The sequence below is a fragment of the Winogradskyella sp. R77965 genome (assembly GCF_044594915.1).
In the GTDB taxonomy this organism is placed as follows: Bacteria; Bacteroidota; Bacteroidia; order Flavobacteriales; family Flavobacteriaceae; genus Winogradskyella.
Genome location: NZ_CP138990.1, coordinates 3,028,149 through 3,052,447, shown reverse-complemented (window position 1 = coordinate 3,052,447; position 24,299 = coordinate 3,028,149). Strand labels below are relative to the sequence as shown.

Annotated in this window: 23 protein-coding genes; 18 read left to right on the top strand and 5 right to left on the bottom strand. The window is 33.7% G+C overall.

From position 1 onward, the window contains the following. Positions 1-3: 3 nt before the first annotated feature. The 3 genes from SJY34_RS13675 (at position 4) to SJY34_RS13665 (ending at position 4,226) form a co-directional block, all read left to right on the top strand. Positions 4-1,413, top strand: coding sequence for an FAD binding domain-containing protein (locus SJY34_RS13675; RefSeq protein ID WP_400076542.1), 1,410 nt, complete (start codon positions 4-6; stop codon positions 1,411-1,413). Continuing rightward, entirely contained in the window at positions 1,406-3,730 is a 2,325-nt protein-coding gene (locus tag SJY34_RS13670) for a xanthine dehydrogenase molybdopterin binding subunit (protein WP_400076540.1), read from the top strand. Before SJY34_RS13675 ends, SJY34_RS13670 begins: the two co-directional genes overlap by 8 nt. A 106-nt stretch (positions 3,731-3,836) precedes the next feature. Next, positions 3,837-4,226: a hypothetical protein gene (locus SJY34_RS13665; RefSeq protein ID WP_400076538.1), complete on the top strand. Its 390-nt coding sequence runs from the start codon at positions 3,837-3,839 to the stop codon at positions 4,224-4,226. Between the two features lie 20 nt (positions 4,227-4,246). On the opposite strand, the gene SJY34_RS13660 is transcribed toward SJY34_RS13665, so the two are convergent. Then, on the bottom strand, positions 4,247-5,278 hold the full coding sequence (locus SJY34_RS13660; protein WP_400076537.1) for a LacI family DNA-binding transcriptional regulator: 1,032 nt from the start codon (positions 5,276-5,278) through the stop codon (positions 4,247-4,249). Between the two features lie 132 nt (positions 5,279-5,410). On the opposite strand from SJY34_RS13660, the gene SJY34_RS13655 reads away from it, so the two are divergent. From SJY34_RS13655 to SJY34_RS13630, 6 genes are all read left to right on the top strand, one after another. Continuing rightward, positions 5,411-8,074: a TonB-dependent receptor domain-containing protein gene (locus tag SJY34_RS13655; protein WP_400076535.1), complete on the top strand. Its 2,664-nt coding sequence runs from the start codon at positions 5,411-5,413 to the stop codon at positions 8,072-8,074. Positions 8,075-8,156: 82 nt separating this feature from the next. Then, a complete protein-coding gene (locus tag SJY34_RS13650; protein ID WP_400076533.1) occupies positions 8,157-9,464 on the top strand; it encodes an MGH1-like glycoside hydrolase domain-containing protein in 1,308 nt (435 codons plus the stop codon). 15 nt (positions 9,465-9,479) lie between these two features. Beyond that, positions 9,480-10,076 (top strand): GNAT family N-acetyltransferase, encoded by a 597-nt coding sequence (locus SJY34_RS13645; protein WP_400076531.1) that lies wholly within the window; start codon positions 9,480-9,482, stop codon positions 10,074-10,076. Beyond that, positions 10,073-11,779: a sodium:solute symporter family transporter gene (locus SJY34_RS13640; RefSeq protein WP_400076529.1), complete on the top strand. Its 1,707-nt coding sequence runs from the start codon at positions 10,073-10,075 to the stop codon at positions 11,777-11,779. Before SJY34_RS13645 ends, SJY34_RS13640 begins: the two co-directional genes overlap by 4 nt. A gap of 12 nt (positions 11,780-11,791) precedes the next feature. Further along, the gene (locus SJY34_RS13635) at positions 11,792-12,916 is read left to right on the top strand and encodes a glycerate kinase (RefSeq protein WP_400076527.1); all 1,125 of its coding nucleotides are present in this window, start codon (positions 11,792-11,794) and stop codon (positions 12,914-12,916) included. Next, positions 12,917-13,888, top strand: coding sequence for a type I phosphomannose isomerase catalytic subunit (locus SJY34_RS13630; protein ID WP_400076526.1), 972 nt, complete (start codon positions 12,917-12,919; stop codon positions 13,886-13,888). A gap of 27 nt (positions 13,889-13,915) precedes the next feature. On the opposite strand, the gene SJY34_RS13625 is transcribed toward SJY34_RS13630, so the two are convergent. From SJY34_RS13625 to xdhC, 3 genes are read right to left on the bottom strand one after another with little or no spacing between them, the layout of a single operon-like run. Continuing rightward, a complete protein-coding gene (locus SJY34_RS13625) occupies positions 13,916-14,401 on the bottom strand; it encodes a nucleoside-triphosphatase (protein ID WP_400076524.1) in 486 nt (161 codons plus the stop codon). After that, positions 14,398-15,405, bottom strand: a complete 1,008-nt coding sequence (locus SJY34_RS13620; RefSeq protein ID WP_400076522.1) for a hypothetical protein — start codon at positions 15,403-15,405, stop codon at positions 14,398-14,400. Before SJY34_RS13620 ends, SJY34_RS13625 begins: the two co-directional genes overlap by 4 nt. A 36-nt stretch (positions 15,406-15,441) precedes the next feature. Then, entirely contained in the window at positions 15,442-16,221 is a 780-nt protein-coding gene (gene xdhC, locus SJY34_RS13615; RefSeq protein WP_400076520.1) for a xanthine dehydrogenase accessory protein XdhC, read from the bottom strand. 134 nt (positions 16,222-16,355) lie between these two features. On the opposite strand from xdhC, the gene SJY34_RS13610 reads away from it, so the two are divergent. The 9 genes from SJY34_RS13610 (at position 16,356) to SJY34_RS13570 (ending at position 23,506) form a co-directional block, all read left to right on the top strand. Then, positions 16,356-16,691, top strand: coding sequence for an arsenosugar biosynthesis-associated peroxidase-like protein (locus SJY34_RS13610; RefSeq protein ID WP_109351487.1), 336 nt, complete (start codon positions 16,356-16,358; stop codon positions 16,689-16,691). Positions 16,692-16,757: 66 nt separating this feature from the next. Beyond that, the gene (arsS, locus tag SJY34_RS13605; protein WP_400076518.1) at positions 16,758-17,819 is read left to right on the top strand and encodes an arsenosugar biosynthesis radical SAM (seleno)protein ArsS; all 1,062 of its coding nucleotides are present in this window, start codon (positions 16,758-16,760) and stop codon (positions 17,817-17,819) included. A 10-nt stretch (positions 17,820-17,829) separates the two neighbouring features. Next, a complete protein-coding gene (locus tag SJY34_RS13600; protein ID WP_400076516.1) occupies positions 17,830-18,324 on the top strand; it encodes a rhodanese-like domain-containing protein in 495 nt (164 codons plus the stop codon). Further along, on the top strand, positions 18,317-18,946 hold the full coding sequence (locus SJY34_RS13595; protein WP_400076514.1) for a TIGR04282 family arsenosugar biosynthesis glycosyltransferase: 630 nt from the start codon (positions 18,317-18,319) through the stop codon (positions 18,944-18,946). Before SJY34_RS13600 ends, SJY34_RS13595 begins: the two co-directional genes overlap by 8 nt. Continuing rightward, positions 18,939-19,751, top strand: a complete 813-nt coding sequence (locus SJY34_RS13590) for a purine-nucleoside phosphorylase (RefSeq protein ID WP_400076513.1) — start codon at positions 18,939-18,941, stop codon at positions 19,749-19,751. Before SJY34_RS13595 ends, SJY34_RS13590 begins: the two co-directional genes overlap by 8 nt. Before the next feature lie 92 nt (positions 19,752-19,843). Continuing rightward, entirely contained in the window at positions 19,844-20,812 is a 969-nt protein-coding gene (gene arsM, locus SJY34_RS13585; protein ID WP_400076511.1) for an arsenosugar biosynthesis arsenite methyltransferase ArsM, read from the top strand. Between the two features lie 171 nt (positions 20,813-20,983). Beyond that, complete coding sequence (locus SJY34_RS13580; protein WP_400076510.1) at positions 20,984-21,895, top strand: sterol desaturase family protein; 912 nt, start codon at positions 20,984-20,986, stop codon at positions 21,893-21,895. Positions 21,896-21,897: 2 nt separating this feature from the next. Continuing rightward, positions 21,898-22,773 (top strand): DUF547 domain-containing protein, encoded by an 876-nt coding sequence (locus SJY34_RS13575; protein ID WP_400076508.1) that lies wholly within the window; start codon positions 21,898-21,900, stop codon positions 22,771-22,773. Continuing rightward, a complete protein-coding gene (locus SJY34_RS13570; RefSeq protein WP_400076507.1) occupies positions 22,766-23,506 on the top strand; it encodes a TIGR04283 family arsenosugar biosynthesis glycosyltransferase in 741 nt (246 codons plus the stop codon). Before SJY34_RS13575 ends, SJY34_RS13570 begins: the two co-directional genes overlap by 8 nt. 3 nt (positions 23,507-23,509) lie before the next feature. Here the strand turns inward: SJY34_RS13570 and SJY34_RS13565 are convergent, their stop codons facing one another. Beyond that, the gene (locus SJY34_RS13565; protein WP_400076505.1) at positions 23,510-24,238 is read right to left on the bottom strand and encodes a metallophosphoesterase family protein; all 729 of its coding nucleotides are present in this window, start codon (positions 24,236-24,238) and stop codon (positions 23,510-23,512) included. Positions 24,239-24,299: the final 61 nt, after the last annotated feature.

The window sequence follows — 24,299 nt, the reverse complement described above, 5'->3', positions numbered from 1 at the left end:
TAAATGATAACCTTCATCCTAAATAACAAAACCATAATAACGTCAGAGCATTCTGGAATGACCTTATTGGATTTTGTGCGCTACGAACAACGCCTTACAGGCACCAAAATTGGTTGTCGTGAAGGAGATTGTGCCGCTTGCACTGTTTTAGTTGGAGAGTTAAAAAATAATCGTCTAGAATACCAAAGTATAACCTCTTGTATTTCACCATTAGGAAATGCGCATGGCAAACATATTGTTACAGTTGAAGGCACTAATCTTCAAAATAAATTAACTGTTGCTCAAGAAGCTATGAAAGCCAATTATGCGACGCAATGTGGATTTTGTACTCCTGGATTTGTGGTTTCGCTAACTGGTTTTGCATTATCAAATTCTGAAAAGAATTATAGTAATGCACTAGACGCCATTAGTGGAAACATTTGTCGTTGTACAGGCTACAAAGCCATAGAGAAAGCAGCGCATCAGGTAGTTGGAAAATTAAAAACCAAAGACAACCCATCATTTAGCTGGTTGATTGAAAACGGATTTATTCCAAATTACTTTGAGGCTATTCCCGAACGATTAAAAGATTTAGAAGCCAAAGACAGAAATCAACCTAAAGGAAAATATGTATCTGGAGGAACCGATTTGTATGTACAACAAGCCGACCATTTGGCAGACAATGATGTCCACCTTATTGCAGAAAAAGACTATTTAAAAGGTATCGAAATTAAAGATGGCACTTGCATTATTGGTACAAATTCGACAGTTTCAGATTTATGGAATCATTCAGAACTCAATTCCATATTTCCTAATTTAAAAAAACACTTAAAGCTAGTCTCTTCAGAACAAATTAGAAACATGGCGTCCTTAGGTGGCAATTTTGTAAATGCATCACCAATTGGAGATATGACGATTTTCTTTTTAGCCCTAAATAGTGATATAGGCATTTCAACAGAATCTGGTAAAGAACGAAATCTCCCACTAAAAAACTTTTATCAAGGTTATAAAACTTATGATCTAAAAAAAGAAGAATTATTGAAGGATATTCATTTTAAATTACCTTCAAAAAATACATTTTTTAATTTTGAAAAAGTCTGTAAACGCACGCATCTAGATATCGCTAGTGTCAATTCTGCAGCAAGTATTTCAGTTGAAGATAATGTGATTACAGAAGCGCATGTAGCTATTGGTGGTGTTGCAGCTATACCGAAATATTTGCATGAAACCTCAGCATTTTTAACAGGAAAAGCATTGACTTCTGAAATAATATTAGAAGCCAGCGAAGTGCTTCAAAGTGAAATTTTACCTATTAGTGATGTTCGCGGTACAAGCGATTACAAACGTCTTTTAGGGCAACAATTATTCTTTGCACATTTTATAGAGTTATTTCCTGAAGTATTCACTTTAAAAGACTTTGTTCAAAATGCATAAAAACAAATCAAATAACGAATTGGATTCTAAATTAGATGCTGTGTCTATGTCTTTAAGGCAAAGCATAAAAAACTTAGACTCCTATACTCATGTTCGTGGTGAATCCTTGTATGTGGACGATGTGAATGCAAGACAAGGCACATTCCACGCTGTGGTTTTTGATTCGCCAAAAGCACACGGAAAAATAAAACATATCGATTATTCTAAAGCAGAAGCTTTAGAAGGTGTTGAACGTATTTTTACGTATAAAGATGTACCTGGTGAAAATGAAATTGGAGGCATCATTAAAGATGAACCTTTGTTTGCAGAAAAAGAGGTTCATTTTTGGGGAATGCCAATTGCTCTTATAGTTGCTGAGTCTGAATTCATAGCTAGAAAAGCTAGAGGGTTAATAGACATTGACATCGAAGAATTACCAGTCATTACAACAGCAAAGCAAGCCAAAGCAAAAGGCAGTTTTATCAATGCACCACGATCATTTAGTTTAGGTGATTCTGAAAAAGCACTCGAGGATTGTGCATACGTTTTTGAAGGGGAAACCTTCTCTAACGGACAAGAACATTTATATATCGAATCACAAGGTGCTTATGCCGAACCTTTAGAGAATGGCAATATAAAAATCACCTCATCAACGCAAGGACCAACTGCTGTTCAAAAAACGGTGGCTAATGTGCTTGGTGTTGCTATGCACAAAATTGAAGTTGATGTGACACGTTTGGGTGGTGGTTTTGGTGGTAAAGAAGACCAAGCGACACCTTGGGCAGTGATGGCCGCTTTAGCGACTTATCATCTAAATCAGTCGGTAAAGTTGATACTTAATCGTCATGATGATTTAAGAATGACAGGCAAGCGTCATCCTTACGAAAGTACTTATAAAATCGGATTGTCTAAAGATTTGAAAATATTGGCTTACGAAGCTGAGTTCCTTCAAAACTCTGGAGCAGCAGCAGATTTATCTCCTGCAATTGCTGAGCGAACGTTGTTTCATGCAACCAATAGTTATTTTGTACCTAATGTCACAACCACAGTAATTAGCTGTAAAACTAATTTACCACCAAACACAGCTTTTAGAGGTTTTGGTGGACCGCAAGGGATGTTTGTTATAGAATCTGCGATTGCGAAAGCTGCATCTGAAATTGGTGTGACTTCGAGACAAATCCAAGAAGCCAACTTGTTAGATGAAAACGATACCTTTTCTTATGGACAGATTGCTAAAAAAGTAGAAGCTAAAAACACTTGGAATTCTGCTAAAAACACCTTTAATATTGAAGCTTTAGAGAACGAAGTTGAAGACTTCAACAAGAACAATAATGCATTCAAAAAAGGTATCGCTTTTATGCCTATTTGCTTTGGTATTTCCTTTACCAATACGCCAATGAATCACGCACGAGCTTTGGTTCATATTTATTTAGATGGAAGTGTTGGCATAAGTACTGCAGCTGTAGAAATGGGACAAGGTGTGAATACGAAGATTATGCAGATTGCAGCACAAGTGTTTTCAATCCCAATAGAAAAAATAAAGATAGAAACGACCAACACGACCAGAGTTGCTAATACCTCACCTTCTGCAGCAAGTTCGACTGCAGATTTAAATGGAAAAGCTACTTTAATGGCGTGTAATTCGCTTTTAGAGCGTTTAAAAACTGTAGCCTCTGAAGACTTACATGTTTCAGAGGACAGCATAAATTTAAAAGATGAATTTGTTTATGTGAACAATAAAAAAACAGGCTTATCTTGGACAGAACTCATCAGTAAAACGATGTTAAAACGTGTTGCTTTAACTGAAAATGCGCATTACGCCACACCAGAAATTCACTTTGATAAAACCAAAGAAAAAGGACATCCTTTTGCTTATCATGTATTCGGTACAGCAATTACGACTGTAACTGTAGATTGTACACGTGGTATTTACGAATTTGATTCGGTTAAGATTGTTCATGATTATGGAAAAAGCATGAGTGAAGGTATAGATTTAGGACAGGTAGAAGGAGCACTAGCACAAGGCATCGGTTGGATGACCATGGAAGAAATTGCTTATAACGATGAAGGTCGATTGCTTTCAAACGCACTATCAACTTATAAGATTCCTGATATATTTTCGGTACCAAAAGAAGTTGAGGTGATTCCAGTAGAAACACAAGGTCATGAACTGGCTATACTAAAATCCAAAGCCGTTGGTGAGCCACCTTTAATGTATGGTATTGGTGCTTATTTTGCGATTCAGAATGCGATAAAAGCCTTTAATCCTAACTATGATTTAAAATTTCATGCACCAATGACTCCTGAAAAAGTTTTAATGGGTCTTTACCAAAAATAATCGCATTATCGCACTTCATTACAAAAAACAAAATATAATTAAAGGCGCACTAATTTATAGTGCTGGTGATACTATTGCTGCATTATTATTAGATGAGTTCTCTTGGATGCGATTATTAGGTATGATGTTAGTTGGCGCTACAATTTATGCTTTTGAAATTCCGAATTACTTTGATTGGATTGTAAAAAAGACACAGTTTTTAAAAGGCATAAAAGCAACATTGGCAAAAACCGGTTTAGCCATACTGTATTTTAATCCATTATGGATAGCCAGACATTTGTTATTCATCAAATTGTTTTCTGGTCAATTTGAAGCTATTCGTTGGAACCTTTTAGTTATTGCTTTTTGGTCGTTTTTAGCAAATATTTTGATTTCTTTTATTGCTAATTATATTATTCAAAATCGATTTAAATTGAAATGGCGTTTTTTAGGAAGTGCTATATTCTCTGCTTTAATGGCAATTTATTATGCTTTAAGTGAGACTATTTTTAGCTAAGCAATTCTTTATATAAACAGTCAAGATACTTTAAAAGTAGAATCTCTTACTATTAACTCAGTTTTTACCTCTATTGTTTTGTTAATCGCAAAATCGTTATCAGTATCATTCTCTATCTCTTGTATTAAATATTTAATTGCATTTTTTCCAATTATATTTCCCGGTTGATTAACTGTGGTAAGTTTAGGCTCAATAATCGTTGAATTTATAGAATTACTAAATCCAACAACAGCTATCTCTTCTGGAATTTTAATGTTGAATTTTTTCAGAGTTTGAATTACACCTATTGCAGCACTGTCAGTAATTGCGAAAATAGCATCCGGCTTTCTTTTAATACTTAATAATATATTAGTCATTCTCTTACCCTGCTGCAGAGAAATGTCATCAACACTAATAATGATTTTCTCATCAATTTCTATATCATGCTCTTTTAAGGCTCTCAGATAACCAGCATATCTTTTTTCAGAAGTATAAGAAAACTCTCTTTCTTTAATAATAGCAATTCTCTTTTTTCCGATATTAATAAGATGCTCTACTACTTTAAAAGCAGCTTCCTCGTCATTAATCGTAATTTGAGTACAAGGTATTTTATCCGATACTTTATCAAATAAAATTAGTGGGAGAGTATTAATAATGGGTAATATATTATTAATTTCTTTGGTCATTTTTGTTAAAGAAGCCAATATACCATCCACACCAAATTGAATCATAGTATTGAACATTTCTTTTTGTTTAATAACGTCATTATTTGATTCAGAAATAATGACGCGATAGCCTTTTATAGATGCTTCTTCTAATATGCCACGAATTATTGTTGTAGTAAAATAATGGGTGATGTTAGGAACTATAACTCCAATAATATTTGATTTGTGTTTGCGAAAACCTTTTGCAAAGATGTTTGGCGTATAATTCATAGACTGTGCCAAGAGTCTAACCTTTTTCTTTGTCTCGTCACTAATATCTGGATGGTCGTTTAGAGCACGAGATACCGTAGAAATAGAAAGGTCTAAAGCTTGAGCTAGCATTTTTAAAGTAGTAATCTTTTTTTTCATAAGAAATTTCAACTAAAAGCGTTTCCGCAAACGTTTCCGCAAACGTTTGCTTAGCAATTTCGTAATATTTTAGCACCAATCATAGTGATTTGATAATAAATTTACCCAATAAACAACAAAACTCTAATACCAATGAAAAAATTATTACTAACATTCGCACTTATTCTAAGCGCGTTTACTGTTTTTTCGCAAACAGAAATAAGCGGAAAAGTAACAGATGCCACTGACATGCCAATAATTGGTGCAAACGTACTTATAAAAGGAAGTACCTCAGGTGCTGTGACTGATTTTGACGGAAACTTTAGTTTTACAACAAGTTTAAGTGGAGAACATATTCTACAGATTTCTTATGTAGGATTTCAGACATTTGAGAAAACGATTAATTGTGATGGTAGTCCTATCACAGTAAATGCAGTTTTAGCTGAAGGTGGAAATGCTTTAGATGCAGTTGTCCTAACTGCATCCTCTACATTTAGATCTCAAAAAGACACACCAATGTCAATTAGCTCAGTAAAGCAAAAAGATATCACTAAACTATCAGCAAATAGCCAAGCAGATATTTTAAGAAGTATTCCTGGCATTACCGCAGAAGGTGGTGGTGGTGAAACTGCTACCAATTTATTTGTAAGAGGTTTACCTTCTGGTGGACAATATGTATTTAACCCACTTCAATATGATGGTATGCCATTAATGAGCACATTTGGATTAAATTCTTCTGCTCATGATGTATACGCACGTCCAGATATTGGATTTAAAGGAGTTGAATTTGTAAGAGGTGGTGCTGCGGTACTTTATGGTGCTGGTTCAGTTGCAGGTATTATTAATTATACAAGTAAAACTGGTGATTCTAATCCAGAAAACATCATCAACTTAGAATACGGAAACAACGGAAGATTAAAAACCGATTTTTATACTGGCGGTAAATTAGGTGGAGAAAACTCTAACACTTACTATGCTGTAACAGGTTTTGTAAGAAAAGATAGTGGACCAATTGATACGGGCTTAGACACAAGAGGTTTTCAACTAAGAGCAAACATTAAACAAAAGTTTGATAATGGTTCTTTCACTATACATGGACAGTTTATCAATGATAGAGCGCAGTTCTACCTACCATTACCATTAGAAGGTGGTACAAGAGAACGTATAAATGGAAATGACGGTGAAGAAGTTATGCAACTTATGGGTAGCGAATTATCCAATATATCATTTTTAACGCCAGGTGGTTCTTATGAAAGCCCAGTAGATGATGGAGTTTATACTAAAGGTGGTTATTTGTTGGCTGAGTTTGATTATAATTTAAGCGACAATTTAAAATTTAAGGCTAAGGCCAAGTATGCTAATTATGATCATAATTTCGCATTATATGTAGGAGGAAATGGAGACTTTGGAAACCCAATTACCCTTTCTAACTATGTTTCTGAAGTAGCGCCAGGAAATACAGGTTTTGATGCTACTTATCAAGGTGGATCAGGAGAACAAATAAATGGAAGCGATTTAGTAGTTGAGAATTTACACGTAGATAGATTGAGACCTATGACAGATTATTCTGGTGAAGCGAATTTTATTTTAAATTCTGATAACGGAAATCATACATATACCTTTGGAACCTTCTTAGCTAGAACTGAAGCAGAAGATGTTAACTATCAGTACAGAGTACTTTCAGAGTTTAATAACGATCCACGATTAGTAAATTTAAGTTATACAGATGGTGGTAATAATGTTATTTATTCTGAAGGAGGTCTTTACAATAGAATAGGTATGACATCTAATAACTTTTTAACACAAAGTAGAACAGCGGTTTACTTTACTGATGAGATGAAGTTCGATAGATGGAGATTTGATGTTGGTTTACGTATAGAATCTACGAAAGGAACATTTAGAAGAGGAAATTTAGAAGATACACAAGTTTATGATAATCCAGAATTAACAACTAATTTAAGTACTGTACGTTTTACAGATGGAAGTTTTACTACTGGTGAAATTGATGATACAGCTTGGGCTATTTCATTAGCAGGTTTATACGAACTTACTGAGTCTACAAATTTATATGCCAATTTTTCTAGAGGATTCTTTTTCCCACAACAAAGAGGTTTTGCACCAACACCTGGTATTAGCGATACTAATTATGAGGCAGAAACGATTGTACAAGGTGAAATAGGTGCTAAGTTTGGTACGCCTAAGTTCTCAGGTTCTGCTGCTGTATACTATGTAGGTTTAAGTGATCGTATTAGAATTGACCAAGCAATTTCTGGTGGGCAATTGGTTGATCAAGCTAGAAGTGAGCAATCTACTAAAACTATTGGTTTAGAGGCCACTGCAAATTATAGATTTACAAATGACTTGTCGGCATTCGCTACACTCACATATCAAAATCATGAAATTTCTACAAACCAAACTGAGGATTTGGTAAATGGTGGTATTACGACGATTAATGAAGGTAATGAAATAGGACGACAACCAAATATTTTAGGTTCTCTTGGATTAAATTATGATAACCAAAAGTTTGATGCGCTTTTATCATTTAACCATACAGGAGCTAAATTTACCGATGATTCTAATAATGTAGAATTAGATGCCATAACAATAGCTAGATTAGGTGCAGGTTACACATTTGAAACTCAGGGAAACAATAGTTTAAGAGTTGGTTTCTCAGTATTTAATCTCTTTGATAGTGCAGGACTTACCGAAGGTAATCCTAGAGCTGGTATTGCAGGACAATCTGATGATGGTGAATTCTTTTTTGGACGCCCAATTTTACCAAGAAGATTTTTCCTTACTACAACGTTTAATTTTTAAGATTGATTGTTTGATTAGTTAAGCATTGGCATAATTTGTTAAGTTTATGTCAATGCTTTCTTTTACATTTTACAATACTATTATGACAAAAACCAATTTAATAGAAAAGGCTAAAAAAGTCCTTAATAATAACAAAAAAGATAAAGGATTTACAATTCCCTGCGAAGGCCTATACCCTTTTCAATGGAATTGGGATTCAGGATTCATTGCCATTGGCTTTGCTCATTATGACGAAACTAATGCAAAACGAGAAGTTGAAGCTTTGCTAAGTGCACAATGGGAAAACGGATTTATTCCACATATCATTTTTCATAATGATAGTGACACGTATTTCCCAGGACCCGATTTTCATTTATCTAAATTACATCCTTTAGCTTCTAAAACACACAGAACAACAGGTATGACGCAGCCACCTGTTTTAGGTTTTGTGCTTAAGGAACTTTATGATATTGTCGATAATAAAGCGGAAATGTTGAGTTTTATAAAACAAAATATTGATAAGGTTTTTCGCAATCATAAACACTTTTACACACATAGAGATCCTAACCAAGAAGGCTTAGTTTACATCTATCATAACTGGGAATCTGGCACAGATAATTCGCCAATTTGGGATGATATCTGGGACACAATGAATCCGCCAGAATACAAATTTGAAAGAAGAGACACAACTCATGTAGATGCGGCTCAAAGACCTTCAAACAGGGAGTACGATTACTATTTACACCTTATTGAAATTGCAAAAGAGCACAATTATGATGACGGCAAAATAGCCGAACTCTCTCCTTTTTTAGTTCAAGATCCGCTTTTTAATGCCATGCTCATAAAATCTAATGCAGCATTAATAGAATTATACAGAATTATTGGTGGTTCTGAAGATAAAATTGAAACATTAAACAAATGGCAAACTAACGCTATAGCGAGATTTAATGAAAAGCTATTTAATAAAAGATTAGGTGCTTACGTGCATTACGATCTAAGAAACGAAAAACAAATAGAATTTTTATCTTCCTCTTCATTTGCTCCGATATTTGCTGGAATTCCAAGTAATGAAAGAGCAATAACTATTGTTAAAACCATGATGGATAAATTTGGAGGTGATGATAAATATCTTTGTGCATCTTTCGACCCGGAAAGTGATAGATTCAACCCTCGTAAATATTGGAGAGGACCAGTTTGGATAAATCTAAACTGGTTACTTTATAAAGGGCTAAAATTATATGATTTTAATGATGAAGCCAAACGCGTGAAAGAAGATTCTATAGCGTTAATTGAACGCTATGGGTTTTACGAATACTTTGATTCAAGAAAGGACTTAGATGAGAGTGTTGGTTACGGAGGAAATAATTTTTCTTGGAGTGCAGCTTTATTGTTAGATTTATTTAAAGACTAAAAAATATAGAGCATTATGAAACTCAATTTTTCTGAAGATTACGTCATAGAAAATAAAAGGGTTAAGTTAATGCCATTGCAAAAAAGTCATATTAAAGATTTAATTAAAATTTCTAAAGACGAAAGTATTTGGATTTACTTTTTTGAACACGGTAAAGATTTAGAATCTCTTACCAAATATGTGGAATCAGCTATTGCAAATAGGAAACTAAATAAAGAATATCCTTTTGTCATTTATGATAAAAAAAGTAATCAATTTGCAGGTAGCACAAGATTATATGAATACTCCGAAGATTTAGGAACTATAAAGTTAGGTCACACTTGGATTGGCAAAGACTTTCAAGGTACTGGCTTAAATAAAAATTCAAAGTATCTATTGTTTCAATTTGCTTTTGATAATTTACAAGTTGAAAGAATAGGTTTTGGAGCTTTCAGTGATAATTTTGTAAGTATAGCAGCAATGGAAAGTGTTGGCTGTAAGAAAGAAGGAGTTTTAAGAAGTCTATTTCCTAGTATTAATGGGGTTGGAAGAACTGATGCCATTCTAATGAGTATCCTAAAACACGAATGGGAAGATTCGGTTAGAAAACAATTAAAAAATAAATTGACATGAATTGGCTAGACTATACAATAATTGCATTTTACCTCGTTGGCTTTATGGCCATGGGTTACTTTTTTAAAGAGAATAAAAATTCAAATGATTATTTTTTAGGTGGTAAAAGCTTAGGTTGGTTTCCCTTGAGTTTGTCCACAATGGCAACCCAATTATCAGCAATTAGTTTTATTTCTGCACCAGCCTTTGTTGGTCTTAAAGCTAATGGAGGTATGAAATGGCTAACCTTTGAGCTTGGGGTGCCATTAGCTATGGTTGGTATCATGTTTTTTATTATTCCGCCATTATATAAATCTGGTATTGTAAGTATTTACGAATATTTAGAACGCCGTTTTTCAAAATCAACCAGAAAATTGATTAGCATTGTATTTCAAATCAGTCGTGCTTTGGGCACAGGAGTTATGGTATTTACCATGGCATTAATTATTCAATCTGTAGTTGGCATAAGTTTTCACTGGACGCTCCTTATTATAAGTGTTGTCACACTAGTATATTCTTATCAAGGTGGAATGAAAGCTGTAGTTTGGGGAGATGCTATTCAAATGATTATACTATTTGCAGGTTTAGTTATCTGTTTAATTGTAGGTTACTCTTTAATGAAAGACACAGGAACCTTTACAGGTTTTGATTCAGACAGATTGCAAGTCTTAGATTTTAATAATTTTGGAATTTTTGATGGCGAAGAATATGGCTTTTGGCCTATGCTTTTAGGTGGATTATTTCTCTATTTATCGTATTACGGAACAGATCAAACACAAGCACAGCGTTTATTATCTGCTAAAAACGAAGGCACGATTAGAAAATTATTAATGGCAAACGGATTATTAAGATTTCCAGTCGTTTTGGTATATTGTATTATGGGACTGGTCATTGGATATTTGGTGAGTAATATTCCGGAGTTTTACGAGGGCATAAAAGAAACAACACGCATTCACTATCCTGCAGAATATGCAAAATCAGGTATAAAGCCAGACTTAATGGTTCCTGTATTTATAACTAAATATTTACCAAATGGACTTATAGGAATTCTTATGGTCGGTATTATGTCTGCAGCAATGTCCTCATTAAGTTCTACAATTAATTCGTTGAGTGCAGTATCTATTGAAGACTTTTTTAACAGTGGTGAAAAGAAATTGTCTGAAAAGCGATATATGTATATATCCAAAGGTCTGGTTGTTTTTTGGGGAGCCGTATGTATTTTGGCAGCTTATCTTTTTGGTAATAGTGAAAGTACAGTTATTGAACTCATCAACGCTATTTCATCTTTATTTTATGGACCAATATTAGCAGCATTTGTCATCGCAATTTTCCTTAAAAAAGTCAATCATATTGGAATGAATGCAGCTATAATAATAGCTGTAGTTGTTAATCTTATATTCAAATATTTACCAGAACTTGTTTATTTCTTTAGCCAAGGGAGTTTCTATTCTGGTGACGTTTCAATTCATGTGGTATTAGCCGAACTTGGTATAAACAATGTTCCAGATTTATTTTGGATATGGTATAATTTGACTGGTTTTTTAATCGCAATTATTGTTGCCGTTATAGTAAGTAAATTAACTAGTAAGACACCTGCTAAAAAAATGGAAATATCATATACATTCGACCATAAAGAATTGCTCAAGAAGGAAAGCGTTATTCTAATTTCATTTTTTATTTTCATTCTAGCTATCAGTTATTTTCTTCCGAATATGCTCAGCTAAAATCGATAGGTCATGAAAATTGTTTTAGCACCAGATAAATACAAAGGTTCACTAACAGGTCTTGAGTTTTGTAGCATTATTGAACAAATTTTAAAATTATCATTAAGCGCAGAAGTGATTAAAGCACCTCTGGCAGATGGAGGAGATGGTACTATTGAAGTCGTTAATTATTATTTAAAAGGTAACATTATAAAGGTTGAAGTTAATAATCCTGTTTTTAAACCTGTATTAGCATCCTATCTATATTCTGAAAGTTCTAAAATAGCATTTATTGAAATGGCTGAAGCTTCTGGTATGAAACTTCTAAAGCCTGAAGACCAAAATTGTATGCACACGACTACTTTCGGCACAGGGCAATTAGTGATAAATGCAATTGACAAAGGTGCTAAGCATATTATTTTAGGTATTGGTGGAAGTGCCACAAACGACTGTGGCATTGGTATGGCAACTGCTTTAGGATATCGATTCTTAGACAAAAACAACAAGGAAGTTAAGCCCATCGGTAGCGAACTTTCTTCTATCATTAAAATAGACGATGCTTTAGTAGATAAACGTTTGAAAAACGTAAAATTTCAAATTGCTTGTGATGTTACAAATCCGTTATATGGTCCAAATGGTGCAGCGTTTGTATATGCCAAACAAAAAGGAGCAACTGAAGATGATATTAGTTATTTAGATCAAGGATTACAGAGCCTCTCAAAAGTTTTAGACAAACACTTCAATCTTCAAACACAACATATACAAGGTGCTGGTGCTGCTGGCGGAATGGGAGCAGGAACAGTTGCTTTTCTAACCGGAGAATTATTGCCAGGTATAGATGTGATAAAACAAATTGCAGATTTCGATACTAAAATAAAAAATGCCGATTGGATTATTACAGGTGAAGGGAATCTAGATGACCAAACACTATCCGGAAAAGCATTAAGTGGTGTATTGAATTCAGCAAAAAACAATCAAATAAAAGTTGCAGCTTTCTGTGGGAGTATTGATTTGGGAAAAAGGATAATTCAAGATTTAGGAATTACTTATTCAGACTCTATTATGAACCATGCACTTAGTTTAAATGATGCCTTAATGAATGCAAAACAATATTTAGAAATTATTACGAAGGAATTTATAAAACAAAAGTTGAGATAAATGACACTATATCCTTTAAAATTTAATCCAGTTTTCAGTTATCGCATTTGGGGAGGAAATAAACTAAAAAAAGTGTTGAACAAAGATTATAACCTAGATTCTATTGGAGAATCCTGGGAAATCTCGAATGTAGAAAATAATGAAACATTAGTTAGAGAAGGGAAACTTAAAGGAATGTCGTTAAAAGAACTAATTAAGGAATTTAAAGGTGAATTGGTTGGTAATAGTGTGTACGAAACCTTTGGTAATGAATTCCCATTATTAATTAAATTCATTGATGCCAAAACACCATTGTCAATTCAAGTCCATCCCAGTAATGAATTAGCAAAAGAGCGTCATAATTCGTTTGGCAAAAACGAAATGTGGTATGTTATGGAAGCAGAAAAGAATGCCGAATTGATCATAGGATTCAACCAAGAAACAGATAAAGCAAGCTATCAAGATCACCTAAAAAACTCAACCTTAACTGAAATTTTAAATATTGAAAAGGTTCGTCAAGGTGATACATTTTATATTCCCACAGGAAGAGTTCATGCTATTGGAGCTGGAGTTCTGTTGGCGGAAATTCAGCAAACGTCAGACATCACTTATCGAATTTACGATTACGACAGAGTAGACAAAACCACAGGTGAAAAGAGAGAATTGCATACAGATTTAGCCTTAAATGCAATTGATTATAATCTGTATGAAAATTATAAAACTGATTATAATAATACAATAAACACTACAAACAAGTTAGTGCATTCTACTTATTTTAAAACTAATTTTATTCATGTTAGTGAAAAACTATCCAGAGATCTAGCGAATATAGATTCATTTGTTATTTACATCTGTGTAGAAGGCAAGATGGAAATTAATTACAATAATCAAATCATTTCATTAACAAAAGGGGAAACCATTCTTGTTCCAGCAAATATTGCCTTTTTGAGTTTTAATTCAAAGGATGCAAAATTATTGGAAGTATTTCTATAACATTTAGAATGAATAGTGTTTCAAGTATTATGCAATCGTTTTCAGATTTTCTTCTGTATGTAATGTATATGCTTTTATTTGATATTGATTAATTATCGCTTCTAACAAAGACGTTCTAGCAACAATAATCAAGTGCTTACTATCATTATATACATAATCAGGAATCAATTTTATAGCTGCGCTATGCAATCCTTTATGCTGCAATTCTAATTTTCCTAATTCGTCAATAATGAGATATTGACTTTCCTTTTTAGCGCTTAATGCTATTAGAAATTTATTAGCATTTTCAAAAGCAGATTTCAAAAAATGAAAAGGTCCAATTGTTATTGTTTTTTCAGATTCGAGTTCGACTTCAAGTTCTAATTCTTCCTTCGACTTAATTTTCAAAAAATATCGTTTCCCTTTCTTACCATCTGGACACAATAAACCATCAACATCAGTTCTGCCACTCACCCAATCTGACAAAGCAGATGTTTTACCCGTTCTAATATCTCCTGTTAGAATATAAATCATTCTGAAGGCACTTTAAAGTGAATACAATTAGAAATGCTATTCGCTATAAAATACTTAAAGCGTGTTATCCCTTTTAGGTGTTTGGTTTCTTTCCAAGTGTAAGATAATATCTGTCTGAAATATGGGAATAAATCCATCGCATTGGTAATATCTTCTTTGTACTGCGATTCTTTTTTGTTCAGATATTTTCGAACTAATTTTAATAACAACGGACCTAAAACCAGATACCAAAGCATCAATATTAAAAAGCTTCGCAGCAAAATATAAACAGCTTTTTGCCATCCAAAAAGTGTGCCTCCAAAAAATGAAAATGCTAAAACAATAATTGCAACTGTTAGCAACCAAACCCAAATCACTTTGGCTCTAAACGACACTTTTCCAACTTTAGTTTCAGAATCATTTGTAACCAAATCCAAATGGAAATCAACTTCCTTTTTCTCTGATATAATTTTGATAATATTCTTAATAAAAACACCTACTAAAATGCCGCAAATACCATAAACTAAAAGATAGATTGCAATTAAAAAAGAGGTTGTTGACGTTTCTGAAATAAAGTTTAATTTCTTCTGAACCCAGATTCCATAGATGTTTACAGCTTCCCATAATTCAGTCCCATAGACAATGGTAAGTATTAGTAATTTTTGAAGCGCAGATTCTAAAAAGGTAACCAAACCTAAAATGATAATAGCAAAGCCTCTCCAAGAAAACTTTGAAAATAACAAGGCGCCAAAAACAGCCTGAAAACTAACCGCAACATAAGCTCCAAATGGAGAATAAGGGCTGACTGCCATTTTTATAATTAATACAATGACTAATGCTTTTAAAATGGCTTGCCATTTATTCTCAGCATAATAGGCAATTAAACTAATGAGCAAAATTGCAATTCCGCCAACAATTAACCCTGTAAATGGCGTATTAAAAACATGTAGAAATCCACCTAAACCAGATTCGTTTAGTGCCCAAAGCGCTGTTAATCTATCTATAGTGATTTTGTTGTTTTTCATAAAAAAGATTCTTCGCTTAGCTCTGAATGACAGTGTCTATTTTTCTACTGGTGAATAATGCACTTGAAGCAATTGAGCAACAACACTAATGGCAATTTCTTTTGGTGTATCACCCCCAATTGGCAAACCTATTGGACAAACGACATTCTTAATACCTTCTTTTATGTTCATTTCCTTAATGAGCATATTATTGAAACGTGCCTTTTTTGTTTTACTTCCTATTAAGCCTAAGTATTTAGTTTCATGCTCCAATGCCATTGCAACGACATCAAAATCAATAGCATGATTATGTGTTAACACCAAAACATAACAATGCTGCCCCCAAGTCACGGCATCTCTAAAGGTTTTAAAATCATTCTCTTTTACTTGGCATTGGTCTATGCTCTCATGAATATCAAACTCTGCAAACCAATGTGGCCTAGAATCTATAAGCTTTACTTTAAAAGGTGTGTCAACTAAAAGGTTAGCAATTTCGGTTCCGATATGTCCTGCTCCGAAGAGGAATAATTCTGGCGATTGATTCATAGGCTCAATAATAAATTCAACTTTTCCACCACAACATTGTGCAAAATCTGGTCCTAATGTATAAGATGATTCAATAATTCTGTTTTCTTTTAATGCAATAATTGCTTCGTCTATGGCTTTAAACTCTAACTTGCCTCCACCGATAGTCCCATAAATTGTTTTATCCTCCGTTACAAGCATTCTAGATGACACAACGCAAGGTGCTGAACCAGAACACTTGGTAACAGTTATCAAAGCCACAGGTTGTCGCTTAGATTCAAATTCTGATAAAAGTTCTATCCAATTTTTCATGTTGAGTCAAAAGAGAATTTAAAAGTAAGACTTTTTGTGTGAAAACATTTTCTGTTTTTTCTGTAATCTTTAAGAATTAACTTCGACAAAAAGTGCTATATTGATTTTTTATACAATTACTTAATTAATAATAAATGTCAAAGACGTATTACGATCCTGCAGATCTTAGAAAATTTGGAAAAATAACGGAATGGAGTGAAGAATTGGGAAATAAATTCTTTGATTATTATGGAAAAGTTTTCGAGGAAGGTGCTTTATCAGCGCGCGAAAAATCACTGATTGCTTTAGCCGTAGCTCATACAGAACAATGTCCATATTGTATTGATGCCTATACAAAAGACGGTTTGCAACGTGGAGTAACAAAAGAAGAAATGATGGAAGCTATACATGTTGGTGCTGCTATAAAAAGTGGAGCCACTTTAGTACATGGCGTTCAAATGATGAATAAGGTTAATAAATTGGATGGGTAAAAAAAGCCCCTTTTAATTTCCCCAGAGGGGAAAAACCGAAACGCAAAATAATCCCAAAACTAATTAATGGCAACGGCAACAAAGTCCCTAAAAAAACAAGGAAGCGATTTAGCGCAAAGTAATAGACAATTAGAAATACTCTCAAATGGTATTTTTAAAAATGGAGAACTACCCACGTTTAAGGCTAAGATTTCTGAAACGAGTCAATTTCCTCTAAAGGCAAAAAAACTTGAAATTCTACAAATCAATGTTGGTTACATGTGTAATCAGGTTTGTGATCATTGCCATGTAGATGCTGGTCCTGACCGAAAGGAAATAATGACTAGAGACACCATGCGACAATGTCTCGAAGTCATAAAAAATACAGGAGCACATACTTTGGATTTAACTGGTGGAGCGCCAGAAATGAATCCAGATTTTAGATGGTTTGTTGAAGAGGCTGCAAAAGCAGGCGTTAAAGATTTCATTGTACGTTCTAATTTGACGATTATTCGTGCTAACAAAAAGTATTACGATTTACCAGAATTCTTCAAAAAACACAATGTACATGTGGTAAGTTCTATGCCACATTGGACACGTGGAAAAACGGACAAGCAACGTGGAGATGGTGTTTTTGATAAGTCTATTAAAGCATTACAAGAATTAAATGCTGTTGGGTACGGAATGCCTGACAGCGATTTACGATTAGATTTGGTTTATAATCCATCTGGAGCATTTTTACCAGGCGATCAAGCATCAATGGAAAAGGATTTTAAGAAGGCCTTGATGGAAGATTTCGGTATTCAATTTCATAATTTATTTGCTATAACCAACCTTCCAATTAGTCGATTTTTGGATTATTTAATTGCTTCAGAAAACTATGAAGATTATATGTATTCCCTTGTTGAAGCTTATAATCCTGCTGCTGTTGAAAACGTAATGTGTACCAATACACTTTCAGTAAGTTGGGATGGTTATTTATTTGATTGCGATTTTAACCAGATGTTAGAATTGCCTGTTAATAGTAAAGTGAAACACATTTCAGAATATAACGAAGACCTTTTGGAAGGTCGAAATATCGTCATTTCCCAACATTGTTATGGCTGTACTGCTGGTGCAGGAAGTAGTTGCCAAGGAAGTGTTGCATAAAACCAAAAACATGAAAAAACAAATCTTTCTTATAGTCTTATTTATCTCGAGTATTGGTTTTGCTCAAAAAAAAATCTCGAAATTATTAAAGAAATATAATACTGAAAGTATTCCTTATATCTCAGTACAAGAATTAGCAATGCCAGAATCTGATATGATACTATTAGACTCTAGAGAGCTAAAAGAATTTGAAGTTAGTCATATTAAAAATGCCATTCAAGTAGGTTATGATCATTTTGATATAGAATCTGTTGAAGAACAGGTTACTGATAAATCTAAAATCATAGTTGTTTATTGTTCTGTCGGTATTCGTTCAGAAGATATAGGAGAGAAACTTAAAGAAGCTGGCTACACCAATGTTTACAATTTATTTGGTGGTATTTTTGAATGGAAGAATAATGACTTCATAGTTTATGATACTAATAATGAGCCAACCGAAAATGTGCATACGTTTTCTGAAGAATGGAGTAAATGGCTTTTAAAAGGAATTAAAATTTATGACTGATGCACTCGTCATTGTGTTTGTAAAAAACATAAAACTAGGAACCGTAAAAACAAGACTCGCTAAAACTATTGGCGATTTTGGTGCTTTTGAGGTCTACTCTGAATTGGTAAAAATTACTGAACAAGCTACTGAAGCGTTAAACGTGGATAAACGTATTTATTTTTCTAATGCTGTGGTTGACACCAAATGGCAGAATGACTTTAAGACTGTTCAAAATGGTGCTGACTTAGGTGAACGCATGCTCAATGCTTTCAAAGACGGATTTGAAGCTGGCTACAAAAAAATAGTATTGATAGGTTCAGATTTGCCAAATATTAATGCAACTCATATTACAAATGGCATTGAAGCATTAGACAAAAATGAAGTTGTTTTTGGTCCAGCAGAAGATGGAGGTTACTACTTGGTAGGTTTATCTAAAATGAATTCAGAGATATTCACCAACAAACCATGGAGTCAATCTAATCTATTAGAAGAAACGTTACAAGAGTTACATAAAAACAACATTACGGTCAGTATCTTAGACACATTAAACGACATCGATACTTATGAAGATTTAATAGCTTCAGAATTTTATAAATCGAATTTAAAATTACAAGAAAAAATACAACAACTTAATGATTAAACAGATTACTGAAAGTACGGAATATTTACAAAGTAAGGGCTTTGATAATCCAGAAGTTGGTATCATTTTAGGCACTGGACTAGGACAGCTTATTGATGAAATTGATATTATTGCAGAAGCAAGCTATAACCATATTCCAAATTTCCCAACAGCGACTGTAGAGTTTCATAAAGGCAAACTTATTTATGGAACCCTTGAAGGTAAAAAGGTAGTAGTGATGCAAGGGCGTTTTCATGTTTACGAGGGTTATTCGCTGCAAGATGTGACGTTTCCAGTTCGTATTATGGAAAAGTTAGGCGTTAAAACTTTACTAGTATCTAACGCAGCTGGAGCTATTAATTTAGACTTTAAAAAAGGGGAATTAATGCTTATTGACGATCACATTAACTTACAAGGCGGTTCTCCTTTAGCTTTTAAAGGGGTTTCAGAATTAGGTGAACGTTTTACAGATATGAGTGCTCCTTATGATGCGCAAATCAACTCGAAATTTAAAAGTATTGCGAAAGCAAATAACATCAAATTACATAAAGGAGTTTATGCCTTTGTCGTTGGACCTCAGCTAGAAACTAGAGCAGAATATAGAATGCTTAAAATTATTGGATCTGATGCTGTTGGTATGAGTACGGTTCCTGAAATTATAGTTGCTAATCATTTAGGATTAAAAGCTGCTGCGGTTTCTGTTTTAACAGATGAATGTAATCCTGATAATTTAAAACCGGTAGATATTGCTGAAATAATCGCCATGGCAGGCAAGGCAGAACCGAATATGATAACATTATTTAAAGAATTGATAAAAACACTTTAAAGTTGGCAGTCCTCAGTTTGCAGTCTTCAGTTACCCTGAATCTGCAAAATTTAGGACTGAAGACTGAAGACTAAAAAACTGAAGACTGAACTATGAGTTACTTAGAAGCAACAAACGATTTATATAAAGAAGCAGCCTTAACGCCAGATGTTGGTTTATGCTGTACTACTAATCCTATTTGGGAATTACCTGGTCTAAAAATTCCAAGAATAATGCAAGAGATGAACTACGGTTGTGGTTCTACTGTGCATGCTCGCGATTTAACTAATAACCCAAAAATGCTTTATGTTGGTGTTGGTGGAGGAATGGAATTGTTACAATTCTCTTACTTCAACAGACAAAAAGGTGGAGTTATTGGTGTTGATGTAGTAGACGAAATGTTAGAAGCTTCACGTAAAAACTTTAAAGAAGCTGAAGCTCAAAACGATTGGTTTAAATCTGAGTTTGTTGAGCTTAAAAAAGGAGATGCAATGCATCTTCCTGTTGAAGATAATAGTATTGATGTAGCTGCACAGAATTGCCTTTTCAATATTTTTAAAGCAGATGATTTAAAGAAAGCTATTGAAGAAATGTATCGTGTTTTAAAACCTCATGGCCGTTTGGTTATGAGCGATCCAACTTGCGAACAACCTATGAACGATGAATTACGAAATGATGATCGTCTTAGAGCATTGTGCTTAAGCGGAAGTTTACCAATTGCGGAATATGTAAAGGCCTTAACTGATGCTGGTTTTGGCACCATTGAAATTAGAGCCAGAAAGCCATATAGAATCCTCGATCCAAAAAATTATCCAACAGACGAATTAATTTATATTGAATCGATTGAAGTTGCTGCTATTAAAGATCCAATGCCAGCTGATGGCCCTTGTATCTTTACAGGTAAAGCCGCTATTTATTATGGTGATGAAGATTATTTTGATGATAAAGCAGGACATGTTTTACTAAAAAACCAACCTTTAGCTGTTTGTGATAAAACTGCTGGTGCTTTACAGGCTTTAGGTAGAGATGATATTTATTTTTCGGAATCTACATTTCACTATGATGGTGGAGGTTGTTGTTAAATTCCTGCGAAAGCAGGAATCTTTTTAAATGAAACTGAAATGTCATCTTGAGTACTTCGGCTGCGCTCAGCATAAACTCTGTCGAAAGGTCTCAAGAAGGTCTCGACTGCGCTCGACCAGACATTAAACATAAAATAACTAAATAAGATTCCCGTTTTCACGGGAACTAGAATGGATAAATACATAGAAATATTCAAAAAATCCTATTCAGATTACTGGAATTATCTGAAATACGAACTCATTGACCTCAATCATTGGGATAACTTTTTTTATGGTCTTATTGTAATTTCTATTGTAGTTTGGCTACTTGAAATTGCCTTTCCTTGGCGAAAAGGACAAGCTATTTTTAGGAAAGACTTTTGGTTAGACACATTTTATATGTTCTTCAATTTCTTTATTCTAAATCTTATTATTCTTATCGCTTTATCTAATACTATTTCTGAATTTTTTAATGATCTCTTATCTAAAATAGGATTATCAATATCTAGTTTACAGCTATTTGATGTCGACGATTTACCTCAGTGGTTGGGGCTTTTCATCTTTTTTATTGTTTCAGATTTTGTGCAATGGAACACACATCGTTTATTACATCGTTTTGAATGGCTTTGGAATTTCCATAAGGTACACCACTCTGTAAAAGAAATGGGCTTCGCTGCACATCTCCGTTACCATTGGATGGAGCCAATAGTTTATAAATCACTACTATATATTCCTATTGCAATCATTGGTGGTTTTGATGCACAAGATGTAGCCATAGTATACTTCTTTAGCATAGCAGTTGGTCACTTAAATCATGCCAATCTAGGTTGGGATTATGGGTTTTTAAAGTATCTTTTTAATAATCCGAAGATGCATATTTGGCATCACGCTAAAGCATTACCAGATCATGTAAGGTATGGAGTCAATTTTGGACTAACCTTAAGTCTTTGGGATTATCTTTTTAAAACTGATTTTGTGCCGTATGATGGTAGAGATATTGAATTGGGTTTTGAAGGTGATGAAAACTTTCCAAAGGGTTTTGTAAGTCAGGAATTATATCCTGTATTCTCGCGTAAGCGCGAATCTCATGAACAGAAGTATTAAACATGAAATATCTTTCGATTTTTTTATTATCAGCATTTATATCCTCATGTTGTGGAACAAAAAAGGCTATTGAAACTCAACCTGAAGAAACAAAAGAGGTTGTCGTTGTAACTGAAGTCCCTGATAATATTGAACCTCCTTTAGTCCAAGAAGCACCAGAGCCACCAAAAGTTGAAGAAGAAGAAAAACTATTACCTCCTCCGCCGAAACCTCCAAAAGAGCCCTTAAATTATAAAGAGATAATGCACAATCGATGGGATAAGATTCTACAAAAATATATTTCACAGAATGGAAATATAGACTACAAAGCGATAAGAAATGATAGATCGGAATTTGATGTTTATATAGATTACTTAAGCGATAACTTACCAAATGAAGAGTGGTCCAAGGAAGAAAAACTAGCCTATTGGATTAACGCCTACAATGCATTAACTGTAGACTTAATCATCAGAAATTACCCAACAAATAGTATCAAAGACGTTAAAGACCCTTGGGATCAGCGTCTATGGAAATTTGGTAATAAGTGGTTAAATCTGAATGATATTGAGCATAAAATATTACGTAAAATGGATGAACCTAGAATTCATTTTGCTATAGTTTGCGCGTCAGAATCTTGTCCTAAATTACAGAACGAAGCGTTTAATTCTAAAAATTTAGAAGCGCAATTAACCAATGCTACAAAAGAATTTCTATCGGATACGTCTAAAAATGAAATTTCAAAGGATAGAATTAAATTATCTAAAATCTTCAAGTGGTTTAAAAAAGATTTTGAGCAAGATGGAAGCTTAATTGATTTTTTAAATCAATATTCTGAAGTCACTATTTCGAGCAGTGCTAAAAAGAGTTACAAAGATTATAATTGGGAGTTGAATGACTAAAATTTCAATCATAATACCAGTTTTAAATGAAGGTAAAACTATAAGAGATTTACTTTTCCATTTAATTGATAATGCTTCGTTAAGTTCAATTTCTGAGATTATTGTTGTAGATGGCGGAAGTACGGATGGTACCCGAGACGAAGTAGAAAGATTTAAAATACAACGAGATGCTGAATCAAGTTCAGAATTAACAAATCAGCCAAAAGTAGTTTTGCTTGATTCGCCAAAAAGCAGAGCCAAGCAGATGAATCTTGGTGCAAAAAATGCCAAAGGTGATATTCTCTATTTTCTTCATGCAGATTCTTTCCCTCCAAACCGGTATGATAAGTTAATTCTAGATGAAGTTAAAAAAGGCAACAAGGCTGGTTGTTTTAGATTAAAATTTGATAGTAATCATTGGTGGCTTCGCTTAGCAAGTTGGTTAACACAATTCTCTTGGCGAGCTTGTAGAGGTGGTGATCAGAGTCAGTTTATTACCAAAGCATTATTTAATGACATTGGTGGCTATAATGAAAACTATAAAATATACGAGGATAATGTACTTATTAATGAGCTATATGCTCGGAAAGCATTTGTAGTAATTAATAAAAAACTCACCACCTCTGCACGTATGTATAAAAAACATGGAATTTGGAAACTGCAATACCATTATTGGACTATATATGTAAGAAAATGGTTTGGTGCTTCTGCAGACGATTTATGTGCTTATTATAAGAAGCACCTAATTAATTAAGTTTTATTTATTCCGTCCCTTCTCATTTGGATACAAATCTTTCAAAATATCACTTTGAAAGACTTCTTTAGTTTCAATATCAATGGCGGATAATTTTCCTGTGAATGCCGCCCCTGTATCAATATTCCATACATTTATAGCGTTCATAGGTTCTACTCTACCGAAATTAATTGTAGGTGTATGACCAATATAGATTTCATCATAATGCTTTAATCGGTTTGGGTATAGTTTAGAATTCTTTTCAATGCGTTTATCCATTGTCAATGCCATTTCCCAAAGGGTTCTATCAAAATAAAAACCTCTAATATCGAATTCGCGCTCTACACCATGCATTGATGTAAATCCTGCATGCACGAATAGTCTTTTGTTGTCGTCAATATGATATAAAGGCATAGCTTCAAAAAAATCGAGATGCACTCTCTTTTGCTCATTAGTGAAATCTTCATAACTTTCTATCGTCTCTTTTCCTCCATGAAGATACCACACATCATTTTCTAGACCTTCTGCCAGCCATTGCTCACACCAAATATCATGATTACCTTTTATAAAAATACATTCGTTAACTTTAGATAGTTCAATTAAGTACTCAATGACTTGCGCAGACTCACTCCAACCATCTACATAGTCTCCAACAAAAATCAGAGTATCATCTGCAGTTACATTCGCTCTTTTTAAAAGTTGAATAAGGCCTTTTAGTCCTCCGTGAATATCACCTATTGCAAGTGTTCGCATAAAATTTATTTTTCACAAAATTAAGGATAAGATGATGATATACCGAAACTAGTTTGGCTTT